Source organism: Streptomyces sp. NPDC056222 (assembly GCF_042264065.1).
Classification (GTDB): Bacteria; Actinomycetota; Actinomycetes; order Streptomycetales; family Streptomycetaceae; genus Streptomyces.
Window position 1 is genome coordinate 1 of sequence record NZ_JBHJTL010000085.1, and the last position, 21913, is coordinate 21913.

Here is a 21913-nt window from a genome sequence, read left to right on the forward strand (position 1 = left end):
CAGCCCGGGCACCCGCACCCCGCGGCAGACCCGGCGTGGGCCTGCGGTGGTTCAGTGCCGGTCGAGCGACTGCGGTCCGTGTGCCCGCGGAGCGGGCGGTTCGCCGTACCGGATCACATCAAGGCCTGGACGGACCGAGGCCCGTCTTCGCGCCCGCCCCGCACAGCGGTACGACGGTCAGGCCCGGGCGCGGGGCCGTCGCGCGTACCGCCGCCCAGCAGGCGACGCCCGTCGACTCCACGAAGAGGCCGCGGCGCGCCAGGTCCAGCTGGGCCGCGTGGATCTGGTCCTCCGTCACGGTGAGGAACGTCCCGCCCGTCTCGCGGACGGCCCGCAGGATCTGCCGGGCGCGCGGTGGGTTCGGGATCGCGATTCCTTCGGCGAGCGTGGGGCGCACGGGCGCCGGCTCCGTCAGCTCGTCCGCCCCCGCGTGGAACGCCGCGGCCAGCGGGGACACCGCCTCGGCCTGTACGGCGACCAGGGTCGGTCGGGCGTCGACGAGCCCGTGACGGTACAGCTCCTCGACGGCCAGCGCGGCGCCCAGGAGGAGGGTGCCGTTGCCGACCGGGACCACGATCGTGTCCGGGAGGACGCCGCCGAGCTCCTCCCAGAGCTCGTACACGTACGTCTTGGTGCCGTGCAGGAAGTGCGGGTTGTAGACGTGCGAGGCGTAGAACGTGCCGGGCTCGTCGGCGGCCTCGCGTGCCGCCCGCGCCGTGGCCTCCCGGTCGCCGGGGACGACGGTCAGCCGCGCGCCGTGCGCCCGGATCTGCTCGAGCTTCTTGGGGGACGTGCCGTCCGGTACGTAGACCACACAGTCGAGGCCGGCCCGCGCGCAGTACGCGGCGATCGCCGTGCCCGCGTTGCCGCTGCTGTCGGCGAGGACGCGGCGCACGCCGCCGCCCTGCGCGAGGCGCCGGGCGAGCTCGGCGAGCATGACCGCGCCCCGGTCCTTGAAGGACAACGTCGGCATGAGGAAGTCGAGTTTGGCCGAAACCGAATCGGTGAGCGGGACCAGGGGTGTGCGGCCCTCGCCGAGGGTCACGTGGGGGATCTCGGTCGCCAACGGCAGCGCCTCTTCGTAACGCCACAATGAATTCACGCGTGACGCCAGGGACTTGAGTGAAACCGGCGCACTGGCGAACTCCAGGTCCCAGGGGCCTCGGCACTGCGGACAACACCAGGTGAGGGCATCGGCGGGGGCCTGGACGCGGCATCGGGGGCAGAGATAGGAGGTCATGGTCAGCAGCATGGCAGCGGTGTGTCGCGGGTGTGTCGGGGCGCTCGCAGGCCTTGTGGGATTCCTATGGATCCGTCAATCTTTCGCTCGGCAGCCGGACATTCGAAACGGCGTGGACGTCCCGCGTCGATTTGACATGTCCCTGCCGTACCCCCACAGCAACGCACCACCAATGAGGAGGATCCCTCACATGTCCGTGATGCGTGACTCGCGGCGCAGACTCGCCGCCGCCAGCGCCATAGCCGTCGCCGCCCTGGCTCTCGGCACCGCCTCCACCCTCCCGGCCACCGCGGCCGAGGCCGCCGCCGAAGGCGTGATCCTCAACGCCGGCGCCCCCGGGACGATCGAGGGCAGCTACATCGTCACCCTCGACGAGTCCGCCCAGGCGGAGACCTCGAAGGGCCGGGCGATCGCGGCCAAGCACGGCGCGACGATCAAGAAGACGTACACCTCGGCGCTGAACGGCTACAACGTCGAACTCACGGAGGCGCAGGCGAAGAAGCTCGCCGCCGACCCCGCGGTCGAGTCCGTCGTGCAGAACCGCGTCTTCAAGGTCTCCGGAACCCAGCCCAACCCGCCCTCCTGGGGCCTGGACCGCGTCGACCAGCGGGCCCTGCCGCTGAACCAGAGCTACACCTACCCGGACAGCGCGGGCCAGGGCGTGACGGCGTACATCATCGACACCGGCGTACGCATCTCGCACAGCGACTTCGGCGGCCGGGCCTTCAACGGCTACGACGCCATCGACAACGACAACGTCGCCCAGGACGGCCACGGTCACGGCACGCACGTCGCGGGCACCGTCGCGGGATCCTCCTACGGTGTCGCCAAGAAGGCCAAGATCGTCGGCGTCCGCGTGCTCAACAACCAGGGCTCCGGCACGACCGCGCAGGTCGTCGCCGGCATCGACTGGGTCACGCAGAACGCCGTGAAGCCGGCCGTCGCCAACATGAGCCTGGGCGGCGGGGTCGACACCGCCCTCGACCAGGCCGTGCGCAACTCGATCGCGTCCGGCGTCACCTACGCCGTCGCCGCGGGCAACGACAACTCCAACGCCTCCAACTACTCGCCGGCGCGCGTCGGAGAGGCGATCACGGTCGGCTCCACGACCAACACCGACGCCCGCTCCAGCTTCTCCAACTACGGCAGCGTGCTGGACATCTTCGCCCCGGGCTCGTCGATCACCTCGGCCTGGAACACGAACGACACCGCCACCAACACCATCTCCGGTACGTCGATGGCCACCCCGCACGTCGCCGGCGCGGCCGCCGTCTACCTCGCGGACAACCCGTCGGCCACCCCGGCCCAGGTCTCGACGGCACTGACCAACGCCGCCACGCCGAACGTCGTCGGCAGCCCCGGCACCGGCTCGCCGAACCGTCTCCTCTTCGTGGGTGGCGGCGGCACGACCCCGCCGCCCGGCAAGAAGTTCGAGAACACCGCGGACTTCGCCATCGCCGACAACACGACCGTCGAGTCCCCGGTCACCGTCAGCGGCGTCACGGGCAACGCGCCCTCCTCCCTCCAGGTGCCTGTGAACATCGTTCACACCTACATCGGTGACCTGCAGGTCCAGCTGATCGCACCCGACGGCACGGCGTACACGCTGAAGGGCTACGGCACCGGCGGCAGCTCCGACAACATCAACACCACGTACACGGTGAACGCCTCCTCCGAGGTCGCCAACGGCACGTGGAAGCTCCGGGTCAGCGACAACGCGCGCTACGACACCGGAAAGATCGACTCCTGGGCGCTGCAGTTCTGAACGGGAGCGCATCCGCACAGTAGGACGTGAGCAGTGAGGGGCGGTCGCCGACGGCGGCCGCCCCTTCGTCATGCCTCGTCGAGAAGCCGGTACATCGTCTCCGGCGGAAGCGCCGGGTTGGCGGCCGCGTCCTTCATCAATTCCTCGTCTTCAAGGAGTTGATGAAGCCGTGTAGCCGGAAGAGCCGGGTTCCGGGCCGCCGCCGAACGGATCCGCGGATCCTCGTCCCGAGTGAGCGCATCGGCGACGGCCGGGTCCAGCTCCGGGTCGTATGTGGCCAGCAGGCGTACGGCGGGGTCCTCGGCGGACGCGAATCGGGGGCCGAGGCCGACGGTCGGGAACTGCGGCAGCTCGAGCAGCCGGTCGCGGTACTGCCCCGTGTACTCCAGGTAGCAGCGCAGCAGGAGCTCGGGCGGCGCGCCGGGGTGGAACTGCGCCAGGAGGACCCGTACGCCCAGATCGTCGTCGGCCGCGAGGAGGGCGACGAGATCGGCGGGGAGGTCCGGGTTGTGGGCGACGCGGCGGCGCAGCAGGGGATGGGCGGACCGGGCGTGGGAGAGCGGCGCGCGGTACGGGTCCTCGTGCAGCCAGAGGTCTCTGAGCGGGGGGACGACATAGTCGACGGCCGCGCGCTCGTCCTCGGTCAGCTCCGGGCGCAGGGAGACGGCGGTACGGACCTCGGGGTCGGTGTCGCGCGCGAGGAGGTCCACCAGGTCGCGGGGGAGGTCCTCCCGTCCGGCGACCTCGAGCCGGACCTTGGGGTTGCCGACCCGGGCGACGTGGGCGACGACGTCCGGGGGAGTGCTGTAGTTGTGCGCGAGGCACCACAGGTCGTCGCCCTCGCGTTCGAGCAGCAGCTCGTCGACGACCGCCCGCGAGAGGCGGCAGTTCACGAGGATGTGGCCGTGGGCGTGCGAACGGGTCCCGGGGAGCGCGCGCAACTGCCGCTCCATCTCCGTCGCGTCGTCCTCCTCCAGTTGCCTCGCGGCGGACGCGCGGATGTCCGGGTCGGGATCGTCGAGGAGGGCCGTCCGCTGCTCCTCGGGGAGCCACCGCCACATGCTGGTGCTGTACCGGCGGAGTGTCGGCGAGGGGTGGGTGGCGTAATCGATGCGGATGCGGCGCGGTGCCTGGCGCGAGACGATCAGCTCACCCAGCTCGTGGCCGTCGTACGTCGTGTACATCCGGTCGATCACATGGTCCGGCAGGTGCCGCGGCCACGCGCCTTCGCCCGGGCCGCCCGCAAGGCACGACCGTACGAGCCAGAACTCGTCGTCCACGACCCGGCCGCGCAGTTCCCCGGAGACGTACGGGTTGCGTGCCAGCCCTCCGCGTGTGCGGGGGTTCGGGTGGACGAGGATCGCCGCCACGACCTCCTCGGGGATCTCACGTCGGCTGCGGCACAAGGACGAATGGACCGGCCCGTCCCCCGAGTCGAGGAGCCGCAGGAGTACGTCCACGGGTGCGGCAGGGTTGACGGCCAGCCCCTGGAGGATCGCGCTCACGCCTCGTCCTCCTCGAACTCCTCGTACTCCTCGTACTCCTCGAAGACGTGGTCCACCGGCTCGGCGACCCAGCCCGCCGTCAGGATCAGCCGCGAGGTGCGGTGGACGGTGAGGAAGCCGAAGGGGCGGTCGAAGTCGACGTCGATGCGCCGGACCACGTACGGCGGGGGAGCCGCGGCCCCGCCCGCGCATGCACCCATCGCCGAGACCGAAGCCGCCTCGAAGCCCTCCGCGTCGAAACGGGCCATGGCCGACTGGCGGGCGTCGGCGATCGCGAGCGGGAAGTCGCTGATACCCGGGAAGTGACCTCGGCGGCGGTCCGTCGCCGAGGTGAGGCCGAACAGCTCGGGGGACTTCAGGAGGTCGTGGTCGGAGGTGAGGGAGAACGGGGACGTCGTGACGGCCAGCGTCGGCGCGCGGTCGTAGCTGCGCGCGTTGCGGACGTTCAGGCCGGGTCCCTGCTCTCCGAGGGGGAGCAGGTTGCCCGGCACGGCCTTGGAGGCGCCCGACAGGACCTCGATCCCGGCCTTCAGAACCGCACCCGGCTCCGTCTCCTCCTCTCCGAGGAGGAGGTGGACATCGATGCCGGTGTCACCGAGCACCTTGAGGACCGTCAGCGGACCGGAGGCCGTCTGCGCCACCCCGACCCGGTCGAGGAGCGAGGTCCACCGCCGCAGGCCGTTCAGACACCGCCCGGCCCAGGGGCCGGACTCGGGTGCCAGTTCGCAGTCGTCGAAGGGCCGGAGCCATCGTGTCCGTACGGCCTGGGCGGCGGCGAGGACCAGCTGCGTCCCCTTGTCCACGGTGAGCGGCATGGCCGGGATCAGCCCGCCCGTGCGCTCCTTCGCCCAGGCGTCCAGCGCCGCACGGTCCGCGCTGACGTCACCGGTGAAGCGGCCGAGCGTGGCTTCCGGAAGGCCCCTCACCCACCGCTCGCGCAGCTCCAGTTCGGGCCGTGTCCAGAGCCCGATGGCCGCCGCCGACCCGCGCATCGCACCCAGGGCGCCGAGCAGCCCCCGTGCGGCGTCCGCCGCGTTGTCGGCGCGGATGCCGAGGGCCTCCTCCAGCTCCTCGCGCGCCGCGCCGTCGGCGCCGTCCGCCAGGAGGGCCAGCAGCGGCCAGACACCAGCCGCGGACAGGACACCGCCCTCGGTGCCGAGCGTGCCCGCCCACCGTGACGTGAGCCGGTTGACCGCTCGTACCGTCTCCGCCCGTATTGCCGTGGATGCCATGTGCATACCGCCCCCGTCCTCGGACCACGTACGATGCGCGCGCCCGTTCGCATGTTTGTGCCAGCTGGTTCCGGCCGTTCCCGCGGTTCCAGCTGTCCCGCACCCCGCCCCAACAGGAGAACCGTAGTCGTGGAGCCCTCCCAGCCGCCCCAGGATTCTCAGCCGCCCCGGCGGGAGTGGCCCGCACCCGAGCCGTCGAACCCGATGGGGCCTCCGCCGCCTGCGCCGGGTGTGCCCCAGGCCGGATCGCCGTACGCCGGCCCCGGCCCCTACGGCCCCTACGGCCCCTACGGCCCGTACGCGCCCTACGGCCCCGGTGCGGTGCCCGGCCCCGGTCCCGGCCCGTACGGAGCGCCGCCGCGCACCACCAACGGCCTGGCCGTCGCCTCCCTCGTCTCCGGCATCGTCTGCTGCGTCCCGCCCCTCGGTCTGATCTTCGGCCTGATCGCCCTTCCACAGATCAAGAAGAAGAACCAGACCGGCAAGGGCCTCGCGATCGCCGGCGTCGTCCTTTCCTCCCTCAGCTGTCTCCTGATGCTCCTCGGCCTGGTCACGGGCGGCTTCGGCGAGGCGTGGAAGGGCTTCAAGGAGGGCATGGACGAGGCGGCGAGGTCGAAGTCCGCGTTCTCGCTGCGCAAGGGCGAGTGCTTCGAGGTCGACGGCAAGCTGGAGTCGTACACGACGGACGTCGAGATCGTCGACTGCGCGAAGCCGCACGACGGCGAGGTCGTCGGCGGGTACAGGATCACCGGGTTCGACGAGTGGCCGGGCGAGGACCCGCTCGACAAGCTCGCGGAGAAGCGCTGCGCGGAGATCAGCAGCGCGTACTCCATGGACAACTGGGCGATCCCGGGGCACGTCTGGGACTACTACTACATCCCGAGCCGGCAGAGCTGGCGCACCGGCGACCGCGCCGTGACGTGCACGCTCGCCGTCGACGACGGCAAGCCGCTCAAGGGCTCCCTGCGTGCGGACGAGACCACCCTGGACCCCGACCAGCTGCACTACCTGCGGAACCTCAACCCCGTCGAGAACGCCGTCTTCGAGGAGCCGGAAAAGGACGCCGACGACGACTTCGCGGCCAACAAGGCGTGGGCGGCGCGGGTCCACACGTCGATCGTGGACGCGCGCCGGGGGCTCGGGAACCACCCCTGGTCCGGTACGGCCGTGAAGCCGGTCGCCGACCTCGGCAAGGAGCTCGACGCGGCCGCGAAGCAGTGGGACAAGCTGGCCAGGTCCGCGGACGCGGACGCCTACTGGGAGACGTACGACGTGGCCTTCGAGGCCCTGCCCGAGGACATCGGCGCGGACGCGCGGGCGGCCCTGGGGCTCGCCGTTCGCGCGGGGAACAGCGGGTCCGCCTGACCCTTCGACGCGGCGGGCGTACGTCGGCGGGGGAGGGCGGGCGGAAGCCGGTGGGACCGGGCGGCCGTAGGTCGGTGGGGCCGGGTGGGCGGAAGCCGGTGGAGGCGGGCGTGCGCCGACGGGACCGGGTGGGCGTACGTCGGTGGGGCCGGGCCTCCTTCGGGAGACCCGGCCCCACCGTTGTGCGGGCCGGGGCGGCGTGCCGGGGGCGGCGGCCCGTGACCTGCCGTCGCTCCCCGGCACACCGCCGGTGGCGGGCGGACCCGCGGTCCGTGGGCGTGCGGTCCCCCGCCCGAGCCGGCGGCCTACCGGCGGCCGAGAACCCCGTCGACCGCCGTGATCAGCTCGCCGTCGGGGGTGTCCCCGTCCAGCGACCAGAACATCGCGCCGCCGAGCCCCTTGGCCCGTACGTAGGCCGACTTGGTGCGCAGCACCTGCGGGTCGTCGTACGTCCACAGGGTCGTCCCGTCGAACAGCCAGGCGTGGCCGTTCCTCCAGTCGCGGTGGACGGTGTACGAGCCCGAGTCCGCGAGCTTCTTGAGTGCCTTGTAGTCCTCGTAGCCGTTCGCCCAGGTGGCCGGCGCGGGGCCGGTCGCCGGTCGGCCGAGGCCGTTGCCGCCGCCCGTGACGCCCGTCCAGCCCTGCCCGTAGAACGGCATCCCCACCACGAGCTTGCGGGCGGGCGCGCCGCGTCGCAGCCAGTCGTTCACGGTCTGGTCGACGCTGAAGTCGTTCTTCGCGAAGAGCGCGGACTGCTGGGCGGTGGTGGACTCCCAGGAGCCGTGGAAGTCGTACCCCTGGAGATTGACGAAGTCGAGGTCGCGCATGATCTTGCGGACCTCGAAGCCCGCGTCGATCTTGGCGGGGGCGGTGGGGACGAACGCGGTCAGCTCGTAGTGCTTGCGCTTGCCGTGGCTCTTCTGCGCTTTCGCGTACGCGTCGAGCTGGGTGCGGAACTCCCGTACGAGCGCGGTGAAGTTCTGCTTGTCCTCCGGACGGAAGACGGTGTCGACGTCGCCGGCCGAGCCGGGCCACTCCCAGTCGAGGTCGATGCCGTCGAAGAGACCCGCAGCGGCTCCCGCGCCGCCACGGGTGCCATCGGTGGGCAGGTTGCCCTTGATGTACAGATCGATGCAGGAGGAGACGAACGCCTTGCGCGAGGCGGGGGTGCGGGCCGCGTCGGAGAAGTGGGTGGACCAGCTCCAACCGCCCAGCGAGATCATGACTTTGAGGCCGGGGTGCTTGGCCTTGAGCTCGCGGAGCTGGTTGAAGTTGCCGGCGAGAGGCTGGTCGGCGGTGTCGGCGACGCCGTCCACCGAGCCCGCCGCGTCGAGCGGGCGGACGTAGTCGGCCCAGGCGTCGGCCTCGCCGGGGATGTTGCCGGTGAAGCACTTGCCGTCGGAACTCACGTTGCCGAAGGCGTAGTTGATGTGGCTGAGCTTGGCCGCGGTGCCGCTGGTATCCAGGTCCTTGACCTGGAAGTTCCGTCCGTAGACGCCCCATTGGGTGAAGTAGCCGACGCGCTTGTAGGAGGGTCGGCTGTCGCCGTGCGAGGCGGAATCGGTGCGTGACGCGGGCTCGGCGCCGGCGGAGGGCGCGAGGGTGGCCACGAGACCGAGGGAGAGGGCGGCGATCGTCAGCCGGGAAAGGGTTCTACGACGCATGAGGCTCGTTTCCTGTGCGTGTGCCGGAAGGGAGCTGTGCTCACAGGAAAGTATTGGTCTGGACCATTGAGGTCAAGGGTTCGGTGGAGATCGACTGCTATACCTGCGGTAAGCGCAGGCGTAAAGGCAAGTCATCACTTCGGGTGAAACTCTGGCCCATGGTTGCGGGTGGACACCGAGGGTTGTCACTCTGTAGCTGTCCGTCAACCTGAGGGGAGCGTCCAGTGACGTTCGGTGAGCAGCCCGCCTATCTGCGTGTGGCGAGCGATCTCCGGGAGAAGATCGCCAACGGCTCGCTGCCGCCGCACACCCGACTCCCCTCGCAGGCGCGTATCCGCGAGGAGTACGGGGTCTCGGACACCGTGGCGCTGGAGGCCCGCAAGGTGCTCATGGCCGAGGGGCTCGTCGAGGGCCGCTCGGGCTCGGGGACGTATGTGCGGGAGCGGCCGGTGCCGCGCCGGATCGCCCGCTCCGGGTACCGGCCGCCGTCCGGCGCCAACCCCTTCCGGCAGGAGCAGGCGGCCGACGGCGCGCGGGGGACCTGGGAATCAAGCAGCGAGCAGGAGCAGGCGAACGCTGTCGTGGCCGCGCGGCTGGGCATCGAGCCGGGGGAGCGGGTGATGCGCACCCGGTACGTGTACCGGGACGCGGGTGAGCCGATGATGCTCTCCACCTCCTGGGAGCCGCTCGTGGTCACCGGCCGGACGCCCGTGATGCTCCCCGAGGAGGGGCCGTTGGGCGGCTGCGGGGTCGTCGAGCGGATGGCGGCGATCGATGTGGTCGTCGACAACGTGGTGGAGGAGGTCGGTGCGCGCCCGGGCCTCGCGGAGGAGCTCCTGGCGCTGGGCGGTGTGCCGGGCCATGTGGTCATGGTGGTCGAGCGGACCTACTACGCCTCGGGGCGGGCGGTGGAGACGGCCGACGTCGTCGTCCCGGCCGACCGCTTCCGGATCGCCTACCACCTGCCGGTGCGCTGACCCGGTCGCGCGTAAGGATCCCGCGGCGGCAGGCGCCGTCCTGATGCCCGCCCTGACCGTCATGCCCGCCCTGACCGTCCCGACCGTCCCTCACGTCTCCTCCGGGGCCTGATCTTCGGCCTCCCTTCGTCAATTCCCGGCCGGATCCGTACCTCTTTGTGAAAACCCGTATCCGCTGTGTAAAGGTCAGGCGTAAGGTCGGGCATATGCGGATTGCCATTTCAGGGAGATCCTTAGAGACGACCGGACCGGCGGAGGGAGAAGCCCGATGACCGACAGTGGCCCTGTCCTGGTCTGGCTGGTCATACGGCAGGACGACAACGGGAACCGCTATCGCGTCGGGCGATACGCAACGCAGGACGAAGCCCAGAAGGTCGCCGACAGTCTCGACGACCGTGGACACAAGCAGCTCTACTGGGTCGAACGCATCGGCCAGCCCGCGGTCTGACCTCCGCGGGATACGCTCCGGACCATGACAGATCGCCGTGCCGACCACGTGGCCGACCACGTGGTCGTGGTTGCCGGAGCCGTGTACGACAGGGGGCGCCTGCTGGCCGCGCGTCGCAGCGCCCCCGCCGAGCTCGCAGGTCGCTGGGAGCTTCCCGGCGGCAAGCTGGAGCCCGGGGAGAGCGCCGAAGAAGCCCTGGTCCGCGAATTGCGCGAGGAGCTCGGCGTCGAGACCGAGCCCGGTGAGCGCATCCCCGGCGAGTGGCCGCTGAAGCCCGGTTACGTCCTCCAGGTGTGGACCGCCCGGCTGCTCTCCGGAGAACCGCGCCCGCTCGAGGACCACGACGAGCTGCGCTGGCTGGCCCGCCACGAGCTGGACTCCGTCGACTGGCTCGACCAGGACCGGCCCGCCGTCGCCGAGGCCGGACGGCGACTGCCGGTCGCCCCGGCCGGCGGAGTGCGCGGCTGAGGCTCTACGCCGTTCGTACCACCATGCACCGGGCGGCCCCATCCTGCGATATCCCGCCCTGAATATCGGGTATGTGCCGATTAACCCCCCGAAATAGGACGTGGGCCTCCCTTCTGGTGATGGGCTGGGGAAGTGATCGGGCGTGATCGACACCGAAGGCGACTGTGCCGAGTGGTACTTCCCGGCGGAGGCCAATGCCGTGCGCACCGCGCGCCACGCCGTGCGCGACACGCTCCGGGCCTGGAAGATCGACCCCGCGGTGGGTGACGTCACCGTTCTGCTGGTGAGCGAGCTGGTGACCAATTCCCTGCGCTACGCCTCCGGCCCCATCGGTGTCCGCCTCGTGCACGTCCCTTCGGACGGCGGCGACCCCGCTCACCGTCCCGCCCTTCTCGTGGAAGTCTCCGATCCCCTTCCGGATCCGCCCACCGAACGCCCCGCCGGCCCCGACGACGAGGGCGGCCGCGGGCTGCAGCTCGTGGCTTGTTCTGCTCGGCGCTGGGGCACCCGCAAGGGCAGGACGGGCAAGACAGTGTGGTTCGAGCTGGCCCTGCCGGGTTAGAAGACGGGGAGGGACAACGATCACCAGGGCTCGGCCGGAAATGAACGAGACCACCCTGTGATCGTGAACGTCGTGCCGTCGGGGGCCGTAGTGCTGAATACTGCGGGCATGGCCGGTCCGGTGCGGTGAGCTGGAGGGGACGGTCGCGTGAGCGAGATACCTGAGACGGCGAGCGGCGTCGTGTGGCAGAGCAGCCCGCCCGGCTCGATCTATGACTACATCCGGGTCGCCTCCTTCTCGATAGGGCCCGACGGGCTCGTCGACCAGTGGAGCCGCCGGGCCGTCGAGCTCTTCGGCGTGCCCGCCGAAGAGGCGATGGGCAGGGACCCGGTCGAGGCCTTCATGCCGCCCGACCTGCGGGAGCGTGGGCGGCGCCGGGTCGCGGAGATCCTCGACGGCAAGGAGTGGACGGGCCTCGTCCCGTTCCGCATACCGGGGCAGAACCGCCGTGACGGAATCGCCGAGATGTACGTCATGCCGAGCGAGACGCCGACCGGTCAGCGGGCCGCGCTGTGCATCGTCGTCGATGTGCGGGCGCTGCGGGGCATCGAGACCGACCTCGCCGCTTCGCAGGCCATTTTCGGCCAATCGCCCTTCGGCTTTCTCCTCTTCGGTACCGACCTCACCGTGAAGCGTGCCAACCAGCGCTTCGCGGCAGTCTTCGGCGGCTCGGCCGACGACCACCGGGGCCGTACCGTCCACGACTACCTCTCGCGTCCCGAGGCCGAGCGGATGACCGCCGCGCTCCTGCGGGTCCTGGAGACCGGTGAGGCCGTCACCGAGCTCCAGATCGTCGGAGCGCCCCCGGGCTCCACCGACCGGCGCCACTGGTCGATCAACCTCTACCGCGTGCACGGCGGTTCCGGGCGGCCCGTCGGCGTCGCCGGTCTCGGCATCGACGTGACCCGCCGCCACAACGCCGCCCGCGAGGCGGCGAGCGCCCGCCGCAATCTCGCCCTGCTCAACGAGGCCGGCGCCCGCATCGGCAACTCCCTCGACCTGGAGGCCACCGCCCGCGAGCTGCTCGACGTCGCCGTCCCCGGCTTCTGCGACCTCGCCTCCGTCGACCTCTACCAGGGGCTGCTGACCGGAGACGAGGCGCCGCCCGGACGATGGGGCAGCTCCCACGACGTGGGCTACGGGGCGGGCAGCGCCGAACTGCGCCGCGTCGCCTTCGCCAGCGCCGTCGCCGACACCCCGCTCAGGACCTCTGCGGCAACCGGCGCCGGGGCGGACGAAGGCTGTTGCGGCACGGGCTCCGTCGAGGTCGGCTCCGTCCACCACTACCCGTTCAACTCGCCCTGCGCCGGAGCGCTGCGCACCGGACGGGTGAGAACGGTGCCGGGGGGCGACGGCAGCCTCGTCCACTCGACTCTCGTGGTCCCGATGGTCGCCCACGACACCGTCGTCGGCCTCGTGCAGTTCTCCCGCGCCAAGGGCAGCGAGCCCTTCGGCGAACGGGACCGGGCCCTCGCCGTCGAGTTGGCCGCCCGCGCCGCGGTCTGCATCGACAACGCCCGCCTCTACCGCCGCGAGCATGAGCGGGCCCTGATCCTCCAGCGCAGCCTTCTCCCGCCCGGCGACCCCGAGGCCGCCGGACTGGACATCGCCTGCCGCTACCTCCCCGGCACCACGGCCACCGAGGTCGGTGGCGACTGGTTCGACGTGATCGAACTCCCCGGCCACCGCACCGCCCTGGTCATCGGCGACGTCATGGGCCGCGGCCTGCGCGCCGCCGTCGCCATGGGCGAACTGCGCACCGCCGTCCGCACCCTGGCCCAGCTCGACCTCGAACCCGCCGAGGTCCTCTCCCACCTCGACGAGATCGCCCGTGGCCTGGGCGCCCCCGCCGGGGCCCAGCAGAGCGCCCGCGCCCACAAGGCCCGCGGGCCCGAACTCTCCGAGGTCTACCTCGCCACCTGCGTCTACGCCGTCTACGACCCGGTCACCCGCCGCTGCACCTTCGCCAACGCCGGCCACCTGCCGCCGGTCCTCGTCGAACCCGGCGAGAAGGCCATGCTGCTCGACGTGCCCCCGGGCATGCCGCTCGGCGTCGGCGGCGAACCCTTCGAGGAGGTCGAGGTCGAACTGCCCGAGGGTTCGCTGCTCGCCCTCTACACCGACGGGCTCGTCGAGTCCCGCGACCATCCCCTCGACGAGGGCCTGAGCGCGTTCCGCAACGCACTCACCGACGCGGCGCGCCCCCTCGAGGACGTCTGCGACCGGGTCCTGACCACCCTCGACACCGGGCACGGCGAGGACGACATCGCCCTCCTCATGGCCCGTATCCAGGGACTGCCGTGCGACGCGGTGGGGGACTGGCGGCTGCCCAGAGAACCCCGCTCGGTCGGCCGGGCCCGCGAGCTGGCCCGGGCTCAGCTCACCGCGTGGGACCTCGAACCGCTGGTGGACACCGTCGAACTGCTCGTCAGCGAGCTGGTCACCAACGCACTGCGCTACGGCGAGGGCGAGATCCGGCTGCGGCTGCTGCGCGACCGCACCCTGGTCTGCGAGGTCTGGGACGCGGGCCTGGTCCAGCCGAGGCGTCGCCGGGCCAAGGACACCGACGAGGGCGGGCGCGGACTGCAGCTGGTCGGGCTCCTCAGCGCGGCCTGGGGCTCGCGCCGCACTCCGCGCGGCAAGACGGTCTGGTTCGAACTGCCCCTGCCGGACGGCGGCGACGCCGCGGAGCCGACCGTGGAGCAGCTGCTGAGCATGTTCTGACCAGCGCCGGACCGCTCCGAGGGCCTGGCCGAGCACCACCCCGCACCCGGGCCCGCGGGCGGGCGCTACCCCTTGAGCGCGGCGAGCCGGGCCTCGATCTCCGCGCTGTCGCCGAGGGCGTCCAGCTGCTCGAACTGGGCGTCCAGCGAGGAGGCCGCCAGCTCCTGCTTGCCCATCGCCTTCGCCTCCTCGCGCCGCACCTTGTCCTCGAACCGGCTCAGCTCGCTCGTCGGGTCCAGGACGTCGATGCTCTTCACCGCGTCCATCATCCGGTTCTGCGCCTGCGCGGACTTGGCCCGCGCCACCAGCTCGTCCCGCTTCGCCCGGAGTTCGTTCAGCTTGGTCTTCATCTGGTCCAGGCCGGACTTGAGCTTGTCCACCACCTCGGTCTGCGAGGCGATCGTCGGCTCGGCCGTCCTTGCCTCCTTCTCCGACTGCAGCTGGCGTCCCAACGCGACCTTCGCCAGGTTGTCGAACCTGTCCGCCTCCGCCGACTGTCCGCCGGCCCGCAGCTCGTCCCCCTTCCTGCTCGCGGCCAGGGCCTTCTCGCCCCACTCCTTCGCCGCGCCGACGTCCTCCTGGTGGTCCTGCTCCATCAGCCGCAGATTCCCGATCGTCGCCGCCACCGCCTCCTCCGCCTCCGCGATGTTGCTCGTGTAGTCGCGGATCAGCTGGTCCAGCATCTTCTGCGGGTCCTCGGCCTGGTCCAGAAGGGCGTTGATGTTGGCCTTCGCCAGCTGGGCGACACGGCCGAGGATCGTCTGCTTCGACATGGTTGACCTCCTTGAACGTGATGAGCGAGACATGGTCAGAAACGGCCGCCGCCGCCCAGCCGGCCGCGTGTGCCGCCTCCGCCGAAGCTGCCGGGCCCGCCGCCGAAACCTCCACCCCCGAAGCCACCACCGAAACCCCCTCCGCCTCTGGCGGAACCTCCGCCGAACAATCCGCCGAGGATGATGCCGCCGAGCACCGCACCGCCGAGCCCGCCGCCGCCACCTCCCACCCCTGTTACACCGCCCAGGCCGTTCGGGTTCCCATACGTGCGGACGTCCTGCTCGGCGAGGTCCTGCGCCCGGCGTGCCAGCGCGTCCGCCCGCTGGGCCTCGGCGAGCGCGGCCTGCGGGTCGTCGGCGGCCGCGAGCTCCCTGGCCTTCTCCAGCCGCCGCTGGGCCTCGGCCAGTCGCGTACGGGCCTCGCTGCCGACCGCCCCGCGATGCGTCGTGACGTAGTCGGCCGCCGCCCCGATCGCGGAACGGGCGGTCAGCATCGCCTGATCGAGGAGCGCGCGGGCGCGCCGCGTTCCCGACTCGCGCTCCCGCGCGCCCTCCAGCGCCTCGTCGAGGACCGCGTCGGCCTCCTCGACGCGGCGCAGCGCGTCGAGCGGGTCGTAGCGGCCCGCCTCCACCACCCGCCGCACATCGGCGACGACGGACTCCGCACGGGCGATGCGGCCCTGGAGATCGGCGGTGGAGACCCCCTCCGTCGTGCCCTGGAGCAGACCACGCGCGTCGGCGAGGTCGGCCTCCGTCTCGGCCAGGGCGGTCGGCAGCTTGCCCACGGCCTCCGCAAGTTCCTGGGCCCGCCGGTCCACGGCCTCGATGAGCCGCGCCGCCTGGTCGACCGCCCCCTCGGCGGCCCGGATGCGGACCGCGGCGGCGCCGTTGTCACCCGCCTCGATCTCCTGTCGGGCGTGGTCCAGGTTGGTCGTGGCGAACATCAGCCGGTCCTTGGCCTGCTCGACGGCGCTCGAGACGGGTGAGGCCGCCGAATCGGCGTACCGCTCCCGCATCGCGGCCAGCGCCGCCTCCGTCGTGCCCACCCGTCCGGTCTGCTCGCGGAACGCGGCCTCCACGGTGGCCAGCGCCTCGGGGGCGTTGCGCTCGAGGGCCCGCAGCCGGTCGAAGTCCTCGGACTCCGCGTCGAGGCGGGTGTCGGCCTCGCCGCAGCGTCGGATGATCTCGTCGAGCATCGAACGCCGGGAGGCGTCGTCCTCGGGGAAGGCGTCGTCGAGCTTCTGCCGCAGCCGGAACGCGGCCGTCAGCTCCTCCTGCGCGAACGCCACGGCCTCGGTGAACTGCCGCACCGTCTCGTCGCCGAACTGGGCGCTCGCGAAGCCGAGTTCCTCCTGACTCGTACGGACGGCGTCGTCGGTGGCGACCAGCACCCGCCGGGCCTGTCCGTCCAGTTCCTCCAGCGGCACCTGCGCGGGCTCCTTCGGAGCGCCCCACCCCTGCCCGGACCGTGGCGACGGGACGCCGCCCGCCGCGGTCCGCCGGCGGCGCCTGCTCCAGGCGTAGGCCGCGACGGCCCCCGCCCCGCCGACGAGGACGATCGGCAGAATCAGGTCCGTCCCCGAGGCCCCCTCGTCCGCGCCGCCGCGAGGATCGGGCTCACCGGGGGTGATGGTGGGCGCGGGCACGGGCTGCCCGGCGAGTACGGCCTCGTAGCCGTTCGCCGCGCCGATCGCGGCCCCGGCCCAGTCGTTCTGCCGCAGCGCGGGCTCGATCGCGGTCTGCGCCACGTCGTCGAGCTGCGCCTGGGTGAAGCGGGACGCGGGGTCGGCCGAGTAGCCGTACTGCCGGTCGTGCGTGGCCACCGCGAGCAGCAGGTCGTCGATGCCGAGACCGTTGCGCTCGGCCGTCGCGTCGGCCCAACTCTGGCCCGAACGCCCGGAGAAGTCCCGTACGTAGACGACGAAGAGCTGGATCCGCCGGTCGTCGTAGAGCTGGTCGAGTGCCTGGGCGACCGCGCTGCGCCGGTCGCCCAGCGCCCCGACCGTGTCCGTGATCTGCCCTGTGCGGGACAGCACGACCGGGTCGTCGGCGTGGGCGCTGTGCACGGCGGGCACGATCAGCCACCACGCCGCCACCAGCACCGCGAGGAGGATTCGGGTGGCTGTTCGCGTCACATGGGGAGGTTATGTCCCGATCCATTCACCCGCGACCGGGCGGAAACCGTTTCTCGGCCCTGAGCGTCACTGTCGGTAGCCGCCTCTAGGGTGGTGATCACTGAGTCGACGATCTTGGGGGCACGGGATGAACGGACGCGTACGCGGCTGGTGGCGACGGGGGCGCTGGGTCGTCCTCGGCCTTGTCCTGCTCCTCGTGCTGCCGCTCGCCGGCAGCGCGGTCGCCCTGCGGGTCAACTACACGGGCGACCTCCGCGAAGGGACGAAGTCCCGCGGCAAGGACGCCATCTGGCTGGGCCACGCCTGGGTGGACGGACGGAAGAAGGACGCCGACCTCGCGGCGTTCGCCGCCCGTATCAAGGGGACGGGGATACGCGACCTCTACGTCCACGCCGGTCCGCTGGAGCACGACGGAACGCTCCCCGCCGCCCGGTACCCGCGCGCGGCCTGGCTGATCGAGGGCGTCCACCGCACCATGCCCGGCATAAGGGTGCACGCCTGGCTGGGCGACATCCTGGCGACCGAGGGCCCCGAAGGGCTGCGCCTGGAGGACGCGGCCTCGCGCGCGGCCGTGGTGGGTTCGGCCCGCCAGATCCTCGACGCCGGCTTCGACGGGGTCCACTTCGACCTGGAGCCCCTGCTCTCGGGCGACGCGAACTACCTCTCCCTCCTCGACGACCTGGGCGAGCTGACCAAGGCCCGCAAGGTCCCGCTCTCCGTCGCCGCCCACCAGATCGACCCGCTGCCCGCCCTGCACTCGGTGAACGGCGCCGTCAGCGGCAGCGAGAAGTGGTGGTCGCAGGAGTTCTTCGGACAGGTCGCCCGCCGGGTCGACCAGATCGCCGTCATGTCGTACGACACCTGGATGCCGCTGGAGAGCCTGTACGGCGGTTACGTCGCCCAGCAGACCAGCCTCGCCCTGGAGGTCACGCCCGAGGACACCGACCTGCTCATGGGGCTGCCCTTCTTCCACGAGGACGACCTCGGCCACCACGACTCGGCGGAGACCGTCGCGGCCGCGATCCGCGGCACCCGGCTGGGCCTGGGGCGCACGGACCACGACCGCGAACGTTTCGGCGTCGCGCTCTACGTCGACTTCGCCGCGAAGGAGGAGGACTGGACGGCCTACCGCGAGGGCTGGCACTGACCCACGGCGACACCCGCCGCCCGGGACCCTCACCGCGAGCGGACCTCTACGCCTCCCGCCGACGGATCTTGTTCCCCAGCCACACCAGCGGGTCGTACTTACGGTCCACGGCCCGCTCCTTCAGCGGGATCAGCGCATTGTCGGTGATCTTGATGTCTTCGGGGCACACCTCCGTGCAGCACTTGGTGATGTTGCAGTACCCCAGCCCGTGGTCCTCCTGGGCCGTCCGCTTCCGGTCGAGCCCCGTCTCCTCGGCGGCGTCCAGCGGGTGCATGTCCAGCTCGGCCACCCGCATCAGGAAGCGGGGGCCGGCGAACGCCGTCTTGTTCTCCTCGTGGTCCCGCACCACATGACAGGTGTCCTGGCACAGGAAGCACTCGATGCACTTGCGGAACTCCTGCGAGCGCTCCACATCCATCTGCTGCATCCGGTACTCGCCCGGGGCGAGCCCCTCCGGCGGCACGAAGGCCGGGATCTCCCGTGCCTTCGCATAGTTGAAGGACACGTCCGTCACCAGGTCGCGTACGACCGGGAACGCCCGCAGAGGGGTGATCGTGAGGGTCTCGGAGCGGTCGAAGGTCGACATCCGGGTCATGCACATGAGGCGCGGCCGGCCGTTGATCTCGGCCGAGCACGAACCGCACTTGCCTGCCTTGCAGTTCCAGCGCACGGCGAGATCCGGAGCCTGGGTGGCCTGCAACCGGTGGATGATGTCGAGGACCACCTCGCCGTCGTTCACCTCGACCGTGAAGTCCGTGAGGTCTCCGCCGTCGGTGTCGCCCCGCCACACCCTGAAGTGCGCGTCATAGGTACTCACTCGTACAGCTCCTCCTCGGCGAGGTACTTGACCAGCTCCTCCTTCTCGAACAGCGCGAGCAGGTCCGCACGGATCGCTTCGGTGCGCGTCCGCTCGAGACCGATTCCGCCGTCCTCGGCCGGGTGACACAGCAGATTCACCGGGCGCCACGTCCGCTCCATCGACGGATAGTCCTCCCGAGTGTGTCCGCCCCGGCTCTCGGTCCGCTCCAGCGCCGCCCGGGCCACGCACTCGCTCACCAGCAGCATGTTCCGAAGGTCGAGCGCGAGGTGCCAGCCGGGGTTGAACTGCCGGTGTCCCTCGACCCCGGCCCGCCGCGCGCGGACCCGAAGCTCGGCGATGCGCTCCAGGGCCTCGGCCATCTCCCCTTCCCGCCGGATGATGCCGACGAGGTCGTTCATCGTCTGCTGGAGCTCCTGGTGGAGGGTGTACGGGTTCTCGGCGGAAGGCTCCTGGGCCGCGCCGAAGGGCGCCAGCGCCTCGGCGGCCGCCGCATCGACCCCCGCCTCGGAGACGCCCCCGCGCGAGGCGGCTGCCGCGTACTCCGCCGCGTGCCACCCGGCCCGCCGTCCGAAGACCAGCAGGTCGGAGAGCGAGTTGCCGCCCAGCCGGTTGGAGCCGTGCATCCCGCCCGCGACCTCGCCGGCCGCGAAGAGCCCCGGGACCCCCACCGTCGCCGCGGTGTCCGAGTCGACCGCGATGCCGCCCATCACGTAGTGGCAGGTCGGCCCGACCTCCATCGCCTCCGCCGTGATGTCCACGTCCGCCAGCTCCTTGAACTGGTGGTACATCGACGGCAGCCGTCGCTTGATCACCTCGGCCGGCATCCGCGTCGACACGTCCAGGAACACCCCGCCGTGGGGCGAGCCCCGCCCCGCCTTCACCTCGGCGTTGATGGCCCGTGCCACTTCGTCACGCGGCAGCAGTTCGGGCGGGCGCCGGTTGTTGTCCGGGTCCTCGTACCAGCGGTCGCCCTCCTCCTCCGTCTGCGCGTACTTCTCCTTGAAGACGTCGGGGACGTAGTCGAACATGAACCGCTTGCCCTCGGAGTTGCGCAGCACACCCCCGTCCCCGCGCACGGACTCCGTGACCAGGATCCCCTTCACGGACGGCGGCCAGACCATCCCGGTCGGATGGAACTGCACGAACTCCATGTTCACCAGCGGCGCCCCCGCCAGCAGCGCGAGAGCGTGGCCGTCACCGGTGTACTCCCAGGAGTTCGAGGTCACCTTGAAGGACTTGCCGATCCCGCCGGTGGCCAGGACCACGGCCGGCGCCTCCATGACGAAGAAGCGCCCGGTCTCCCGCTCGTAGCAGAAGACACCGCTCACCCGCCCGTCCTCGTCCTTGAGGATCCGGGTGACCGTGCACTCCTGGAAGACCTTCAGCCGCGACTCGTACGATCCGCTCTCCCGGAAGTCCTCCTGCTGGAGCGCGACCGTCTTCTGCTGGAGCGTACGGATCAGCTCCAGACCCGTCCGGTCGCCGACGTGTGCGAGTCTCGGGTACTCGTGCCCGCCGAAGTTGCGCTGGGAGATCCGGCCGTCCGGCGTACGGTCGAAGAGCGCGCCCCAGGCCTCCAGCTCCCACACCCGCTCCGGGGCCTCGCGCGCGTGCAGCTCCGCCATCCGCCACTGGTTGAGGAACTTCCCGCCGCGCATGGTGTCGCGGAAGTGGACCTGCCAGTTGTCGTGGGCGTTGACGTTGGCCATCGACGCGGCGATGCCGCCCTCGGCCATCACCGTGTGCGCCTTGCCGAAGAGCGACTTGCAGATCACGGCCGTACGGGCGCCCCGCTCGCGCGCCTCGATCGCGGCGCGCAGCCCGGCACCGCCCGCGCCGACGACGACCACGTCCCACTGCTGCCGTTCGACTTGAGCCATGTCAGAAGATCCTCGGGTCGTCGAAGGTTCCGGTGGCGAGCAGGTACACGTACAGATCGCAGACCGCGACGGAGATCAACGAGGCCCATGCGAGCACCATGTGACGGGTGTTCAGCTTCCCGACCCAGCTCCACAGCCGGTAGCGCACCGGATGCCGCGAGAAGTGCCGCAGCCGCCCGCCGACGATGTGCCGGCAGGAGTGGCAGGACAGGGTGTACGCCCAGATCAGCACGATGTTGATCAGGAAGATCACGGTTCCCAGGCCCGCGTGTCCCCACGCGTACGAGGCGTCCCGGAAGGTCAGCACGGTGTCGTACGTGAGGATCGCGGCGACCGGGAGCGCGGTGTAGAAGAAGTACCGGTGGATGTTCTGCAGGATCAGCGGGAAGCGGGTCTCGCCGGTGTACGTCGCATGCGGCTCGGCGACCGCGCAGGCCGGCGGAGAGGCCCAGAATCCCCGGTAGTACGCCTTGCGGTAGTAGTAGCAGGTCAGACGGAAGCCGAGCGGGAAGACCAGGATCAGCAGGGCGGGGGAGAGGCCCCACCAGCTGCCGAAGATCTCCCAGTTGGGCCCGCCCTTCATCGGGACGCAGTTCTCCGCCAGGCAGGGCGAGTAGAACGGCGAGACGTAGGGCGCGGCGTAGTAGTGGCTGTTGGCGAAGGCTCTCCAGGTGGAGTACGCGATGAAGGCGAGCAGTCCGGCCGCGGTGGCGGCGGGAGCCAGCCACCAGCGGTCGGTCCGTAGATGGCGGGGGGCGATCGCCGCACGGGAGGGGGAGTGCACGCCGGTGGCGGGCACTCCCCTTCCGGTGGAGGGTTCGGTTCCTGTGGCCAACGAGGTCTCCTAGGGCGCGTGCCGGTCGCGTGCTCCCAGTCCCTCGTCGTCCGAATCCGTCCACAGCCCGCTGTCGTACGGGGTGTCGGGGATCGTCACCATGTTCTCCGGCCGACCGGGGGTCGGCGGCGAGGGGACGCCCCGCTCCGCCGCGATGCGGCGTTCCAGCTGTTCGACCGTGCGAACCAGGTCATCGAGGCGGCCCTTGACGGCTGCCAATTCGTCCTGAAGGGACATGGATTGCCCTCACTTCCGCGATTGCGGGTGGCGAACACGCGCCTGAGAGTGTCGCGCGTCACACCCCGCTTGTGAACCCATGTGTACGGGATTCCACTCGTCCGGAGATTCGCGCCGCCCGGCGGTTGGGCCGCAC

18 protein-coding genes are annotated in these 21913 nt (G+C 71.3%); 8 read left to right on the top strand and 10 right to left on the bottom strand.

Going from position 1 to position 21913, the window contains the following annotated elements:
- Positions 1–118 precede the first annotated feature (118 nt).
- Positions 119–1252, bottom strand: coding sequence for a threonine synthase (locus ACFC0D_RS29900; protein WP_376442504.1), 1134 nt, complete (start codon positions 1250–1252; stop codon positions 119–121).
- Positions 1253–1430: 178 nt separating this feature from the next.
- Here ACFC0D_RS29900 and ACFC0D_RS29905 point away from each other — a divergent pair, with 178 nt between their 5' ends.
- Positions 1431–3005, top strand: a complete 1575-nt coding sequence (locus tag ACFC0D_RS29905) for a S8 family peptidase (protein WP_376442507.1) — start codon at positions 1431–1433, stop codon at positions 3003–3005.
- A gap of 68 nt (positions 3006–3073) precedes the next feature.
- Here ACFC0D_RS29905 and ACFC0D_RS29910 read toward each other — a convergent pair whose 3' ends face one another.
- Both ACFC0D_RS29910 and ACFC0D_RS29915 read right to left on the bottom strand, forming a co-directional pair.
- Positions 3074–4510, bottom strand: coding sequence for a translation initiation factor 2 (locus ACFC0D_RS29910; RefSeq protein ID WP_376442510.1), 1437 nt, complete (start codon positions 4508–4510; stop codon positions 3074–3076).
- Positions 4507–5742 carry a serpin family protein gene (locus ACFC0D_RS29915; RefSeq protein ID WP_376442513.1) on the bottom strand — a complete coding sequence of 412 codons (1236 nt, stop codon included), beginning with the start codon at positions 5740–5742 and terminating at the stop codon, positions 4507–4509. The genes ACFC0D_RS29910 and ACFC0D_RS29915 overlap by 4 nt, the downstream gene beginning before the upstream one ends.
- Positions 5743–5871: 129 nt before the next feature.
- Between ACFC0D_RS29915 and ACFC0D_RS29920 the strand changes: the two genes are divergently transcribed.
- Entirely contained in the window at positions 5872–7107 is a 1236-nt protein-coding gene (locus tag ACFC0D_RS29920; protein ID WP_376442516.1) for a DUF4190 domain-containing protein, read from the top strand.
- A gap of 305 nt (positions 7108–7412) precedes the next feature.
- Here ACFC0D_RS29920 and ACFC0D_RS29925 read toward each other — a convergent pair whose 3' ends face one another.
- On the bottom strand, positions 7413–8771 hold the full coding sequence (locus tag ACFC0D_RS29925; RefSeq protein WP_376442519.1) for a glycoside hydrolase family 18 protein: 1359 nt from the start codon (positions 8769–8771) through the stop codon (positions 7413–7415).
- Between the two features lie 224 nt (positions 8772–8995).
- On the opposite strand from ACFC0D_RS29925, the gene ACFC0D_RS29930 reads away from it, so the two are divergent.
- The 5 genes from ACFC0D_RS29930 to ACFC0D_RS29950 all read left to right on the top strand — a co-directional run bounded on the left by ACFC0D_RS29930 (position 8996) and on the right by ACFC0D_RS29950 (position 13950).
- Positions 8996–9748: a GntR family transcriptional regulator gene (locus tag ACFC0D_RS29930; protein ID WP_376442521.1), complete on the top strand. Its 753-nt coding sequence runs from the start codon at positions 8996–8998 to the stop codon at positions 9746–9748.
- 268 nt (positions 9749–10016) lie between these two features.
- The gene (locus tag ACFC0D_RS29935; RefSeq protein WP_376442524.1) at positions 10017–10196 is read left to right on the top strand and encodes an SPOR domain-containing protein; all 180 of its coding nucleotides are present in this window, start codon (positions 10017–10019) and stop codon (positions 10194–10196) included.
- 24 nt (positions 10197–10220) lie between these two features.
- Positions 10221–10664 carry a (deoxy)nucleoside triphosphate pyrophosphohydrolase gene (locus ACFC0D_RS29940; RefSeq protein WP_376442527.1) on the top strand — a complete coding sequence of 148 codons (444 nt, stop codon included), beginning with the start codon at positions 10221–10223 and terminating at the stop codon, positions 10662–10664.
- Between the two features lie 142 nt (positions 10665–10806).
- Complete coding sequence (locus ACFC0D_RS29945) at positions 10807–11226, top strand: ATP-binding protein (protein WP_376442529.1); 420 nt, start codon at positions 10807–10809, stop codon at positions 11224–11226.
- A 147-nt stretch (positions 11227–11373) separates the two neighbouring features.
- Positions 11374–13950 (top strand): SpoIIE family protein phosphatase, encoded by a 2577-nt coding sequence (locus ACFC0D_RS29950; RefSeq protein ID WP_376442531.1) that lies wholly within the window; start codon positions 11374–11376, stop codon positions 13948–13950.
- A gap of 65 nt (positions 13951–14015) precedes the next feature.
- On the opposite strand, the gene ACFC0D_RS29955 is transcribed toward ACFC0D_RS29950, so the two are convergent.
- Positions 14016–14723 (bottom strand): PspA/IM30 family protein, encoded by a 708-nt coding sequence (locus tag ACFC0D_RS29955; protein WP_376442534.1) that lies wholly within the window; start codon positions 14721–14723, stop codon positions 14016–14018.
- Between the two features lie 35 nt (positions 14724–14758).
- The gene (locus ACFC0D_RS29960) at positions 14759–16858 is read right to left on the bottom strand and encodes a TPM domain-containing protein (protein ID WP_376442537.1); all 2100 of its coding nucleotides are present in this window, start codon (positions 16856–16858) and stop codon (positions 14759–14761) included.
- A 127-nt stretch (positions 16859–16985) separates the two neighbouring features.
- Between ACFC0D_RS29960 and ACFC0D_RS29965 the strand changes: the two genes are divergently transcribed.
- A complete protein-coding gene (locus tag ACFC0D_RS29965; protein ID WP_376442540.1) occupies positions 16986–18005 on the top strand; it encodes a hypothetical protein in 1020 nt (339 codons plus the stop codon).
- Between the two features lie 46 nt (positions 18006–18051).
- On the opposite strand, the gene ACFC0D_RS29970 is transcribed toward ACFC0D_RS29965, so the two are convergent.
- Genes ACFC0D_RS29970 through ACFC0D_RS29985 form a run of 4 tightly spaced genes read right to left on the bottom strand, consistent with a single transcriptional unit; the run spans position 18052 to position 21777 of the window.
- A complete protein-coding gene (locus tag ACFC0D_RS29970) occupies positions 18052–18822 on the bottom strand; it encodes a succinate dehydrogenase/fumarate reductase iron-sulfur subunit (protein ID WP_376442543.1) in 771 nt (256 codons plus the stop codon).
- On the bottom strand, positions 18819–20705 hold the full coding sequence (locus ACFC0D_RS29975; protein ID WP_376442546.1) for a fumarate reductase/succinate dehydrogenase flavoprotein subunit: 1887 nt from the start codon (positions 20703–20705) through the stop codon (positions 18819–18821). The genes ACFC0D_RS29970 and ACFC0D_RS29975 overlap by 4 nt, the downstream gene beginning before the upstream one ends.
- 1 nt (position 20706) lies before the next feature.
- Positions 20707–21540, bottom strand: coding sequence for a hypothetical protein (locus ACFC0D_RS29980; RefSeq protein ID WP_376442549.1), 834 nt, complete (start codon positions 21538–21540; stop codon positions 20707–20709).
- 9 nt (positions 21541–21549) lie between these two features.
- Positions 21550–21777, bottom strand: a complete 228-nt coding sequence (locus ACFC0D_RS29985; protein ID WP_329116424.1) for a hypothetical protein — start codon at positions 21775–21777, stop codon at positions 21550–21552.
- Positions 21778–21913 lie beyond the last annotated feature (136 nt).

What these genes read in the sequence shown, in the direction of transcription:
- ACFC0D_RS29955 (WP_376442534.1), bottom strand. Translation starts at nt 14,723, where the DNA reads ATGTCGAAGCAGACGATCCTCGGCCGTGTCGCCCAGCTGGCGAAGGCC.
- ACFC0D_RS29925 (WP_376442519.1), bottom strand. Translation starts at nt 8,771, where the DNA reads ATGCGTCGTAGAACCCTTTCCCGGCTGACGATCGCCGCCCTCTCCCTC.
- ACFC0D_RS29940 (WP_376442527.1), top strand. Translation starts at nt 10,221, where the DNA reads ATGACAGATCGCCGTGCCGACCACGTGGCCGACCACGTGGTCGTGGTT.
- ACFC0D_RS29935 (WP_376442524.1), top strand. Translation starts at nt 10,017, where the DNA reads ATGACCGACAGTGGCCCTGTCCTGGTCTGGCTGGTCATACGGCAGGAC.
- ACFC0D_RS29915 (WP_376442513.1), bottom strand. Translation starts at nt 5,742, where the DNA reads ATGGCATCCACGGCAATACGGGCGGAGACGGTACGAGCGGTCAACCGG.
- ACFC0D_RS29900 (WP_376442504.1), bottom strand. Translation starts at nt 1,252, where the DNA reads ATGCTGCTGACCATGACCTCCTATCTCTGCCCCCGATGCCGCGTCCAG.
- ACFC0D_RS29975 (WP_376442546.1), bottom strand. Translation starts at nt 20,705, where the DNA reads ATGGCTCAAGTCGAACGGCAGCAGTGGGACGTGGTCGTCGTCGGCGCG.
- ACFC0D_RS29965 (WP_376442540.1), top strand. Translation starts at nt 16,986, where the DNA reads ATGAACGGACGCGTACGCGGCTGGTGGCGACGGGGGCGCTGGGTCGTC.
- ACFC0D_RS29905 (WP_376442507.1), top strand. Translation starts at nt 1,431, where the DNA reads ATGTCCGTGATGCGTGACTCGCGGCGCAGACTCGCCGCCGCCAGCGCC.
- ACFC0D_RS29985 (WP_329116424.1), bottom strand. Translation starts at nt 21,777, where the DNA reads ATGTCCCTTCAGGACGAATTGGCAGCCGTCAAGGGCCGCCTCGATGAC.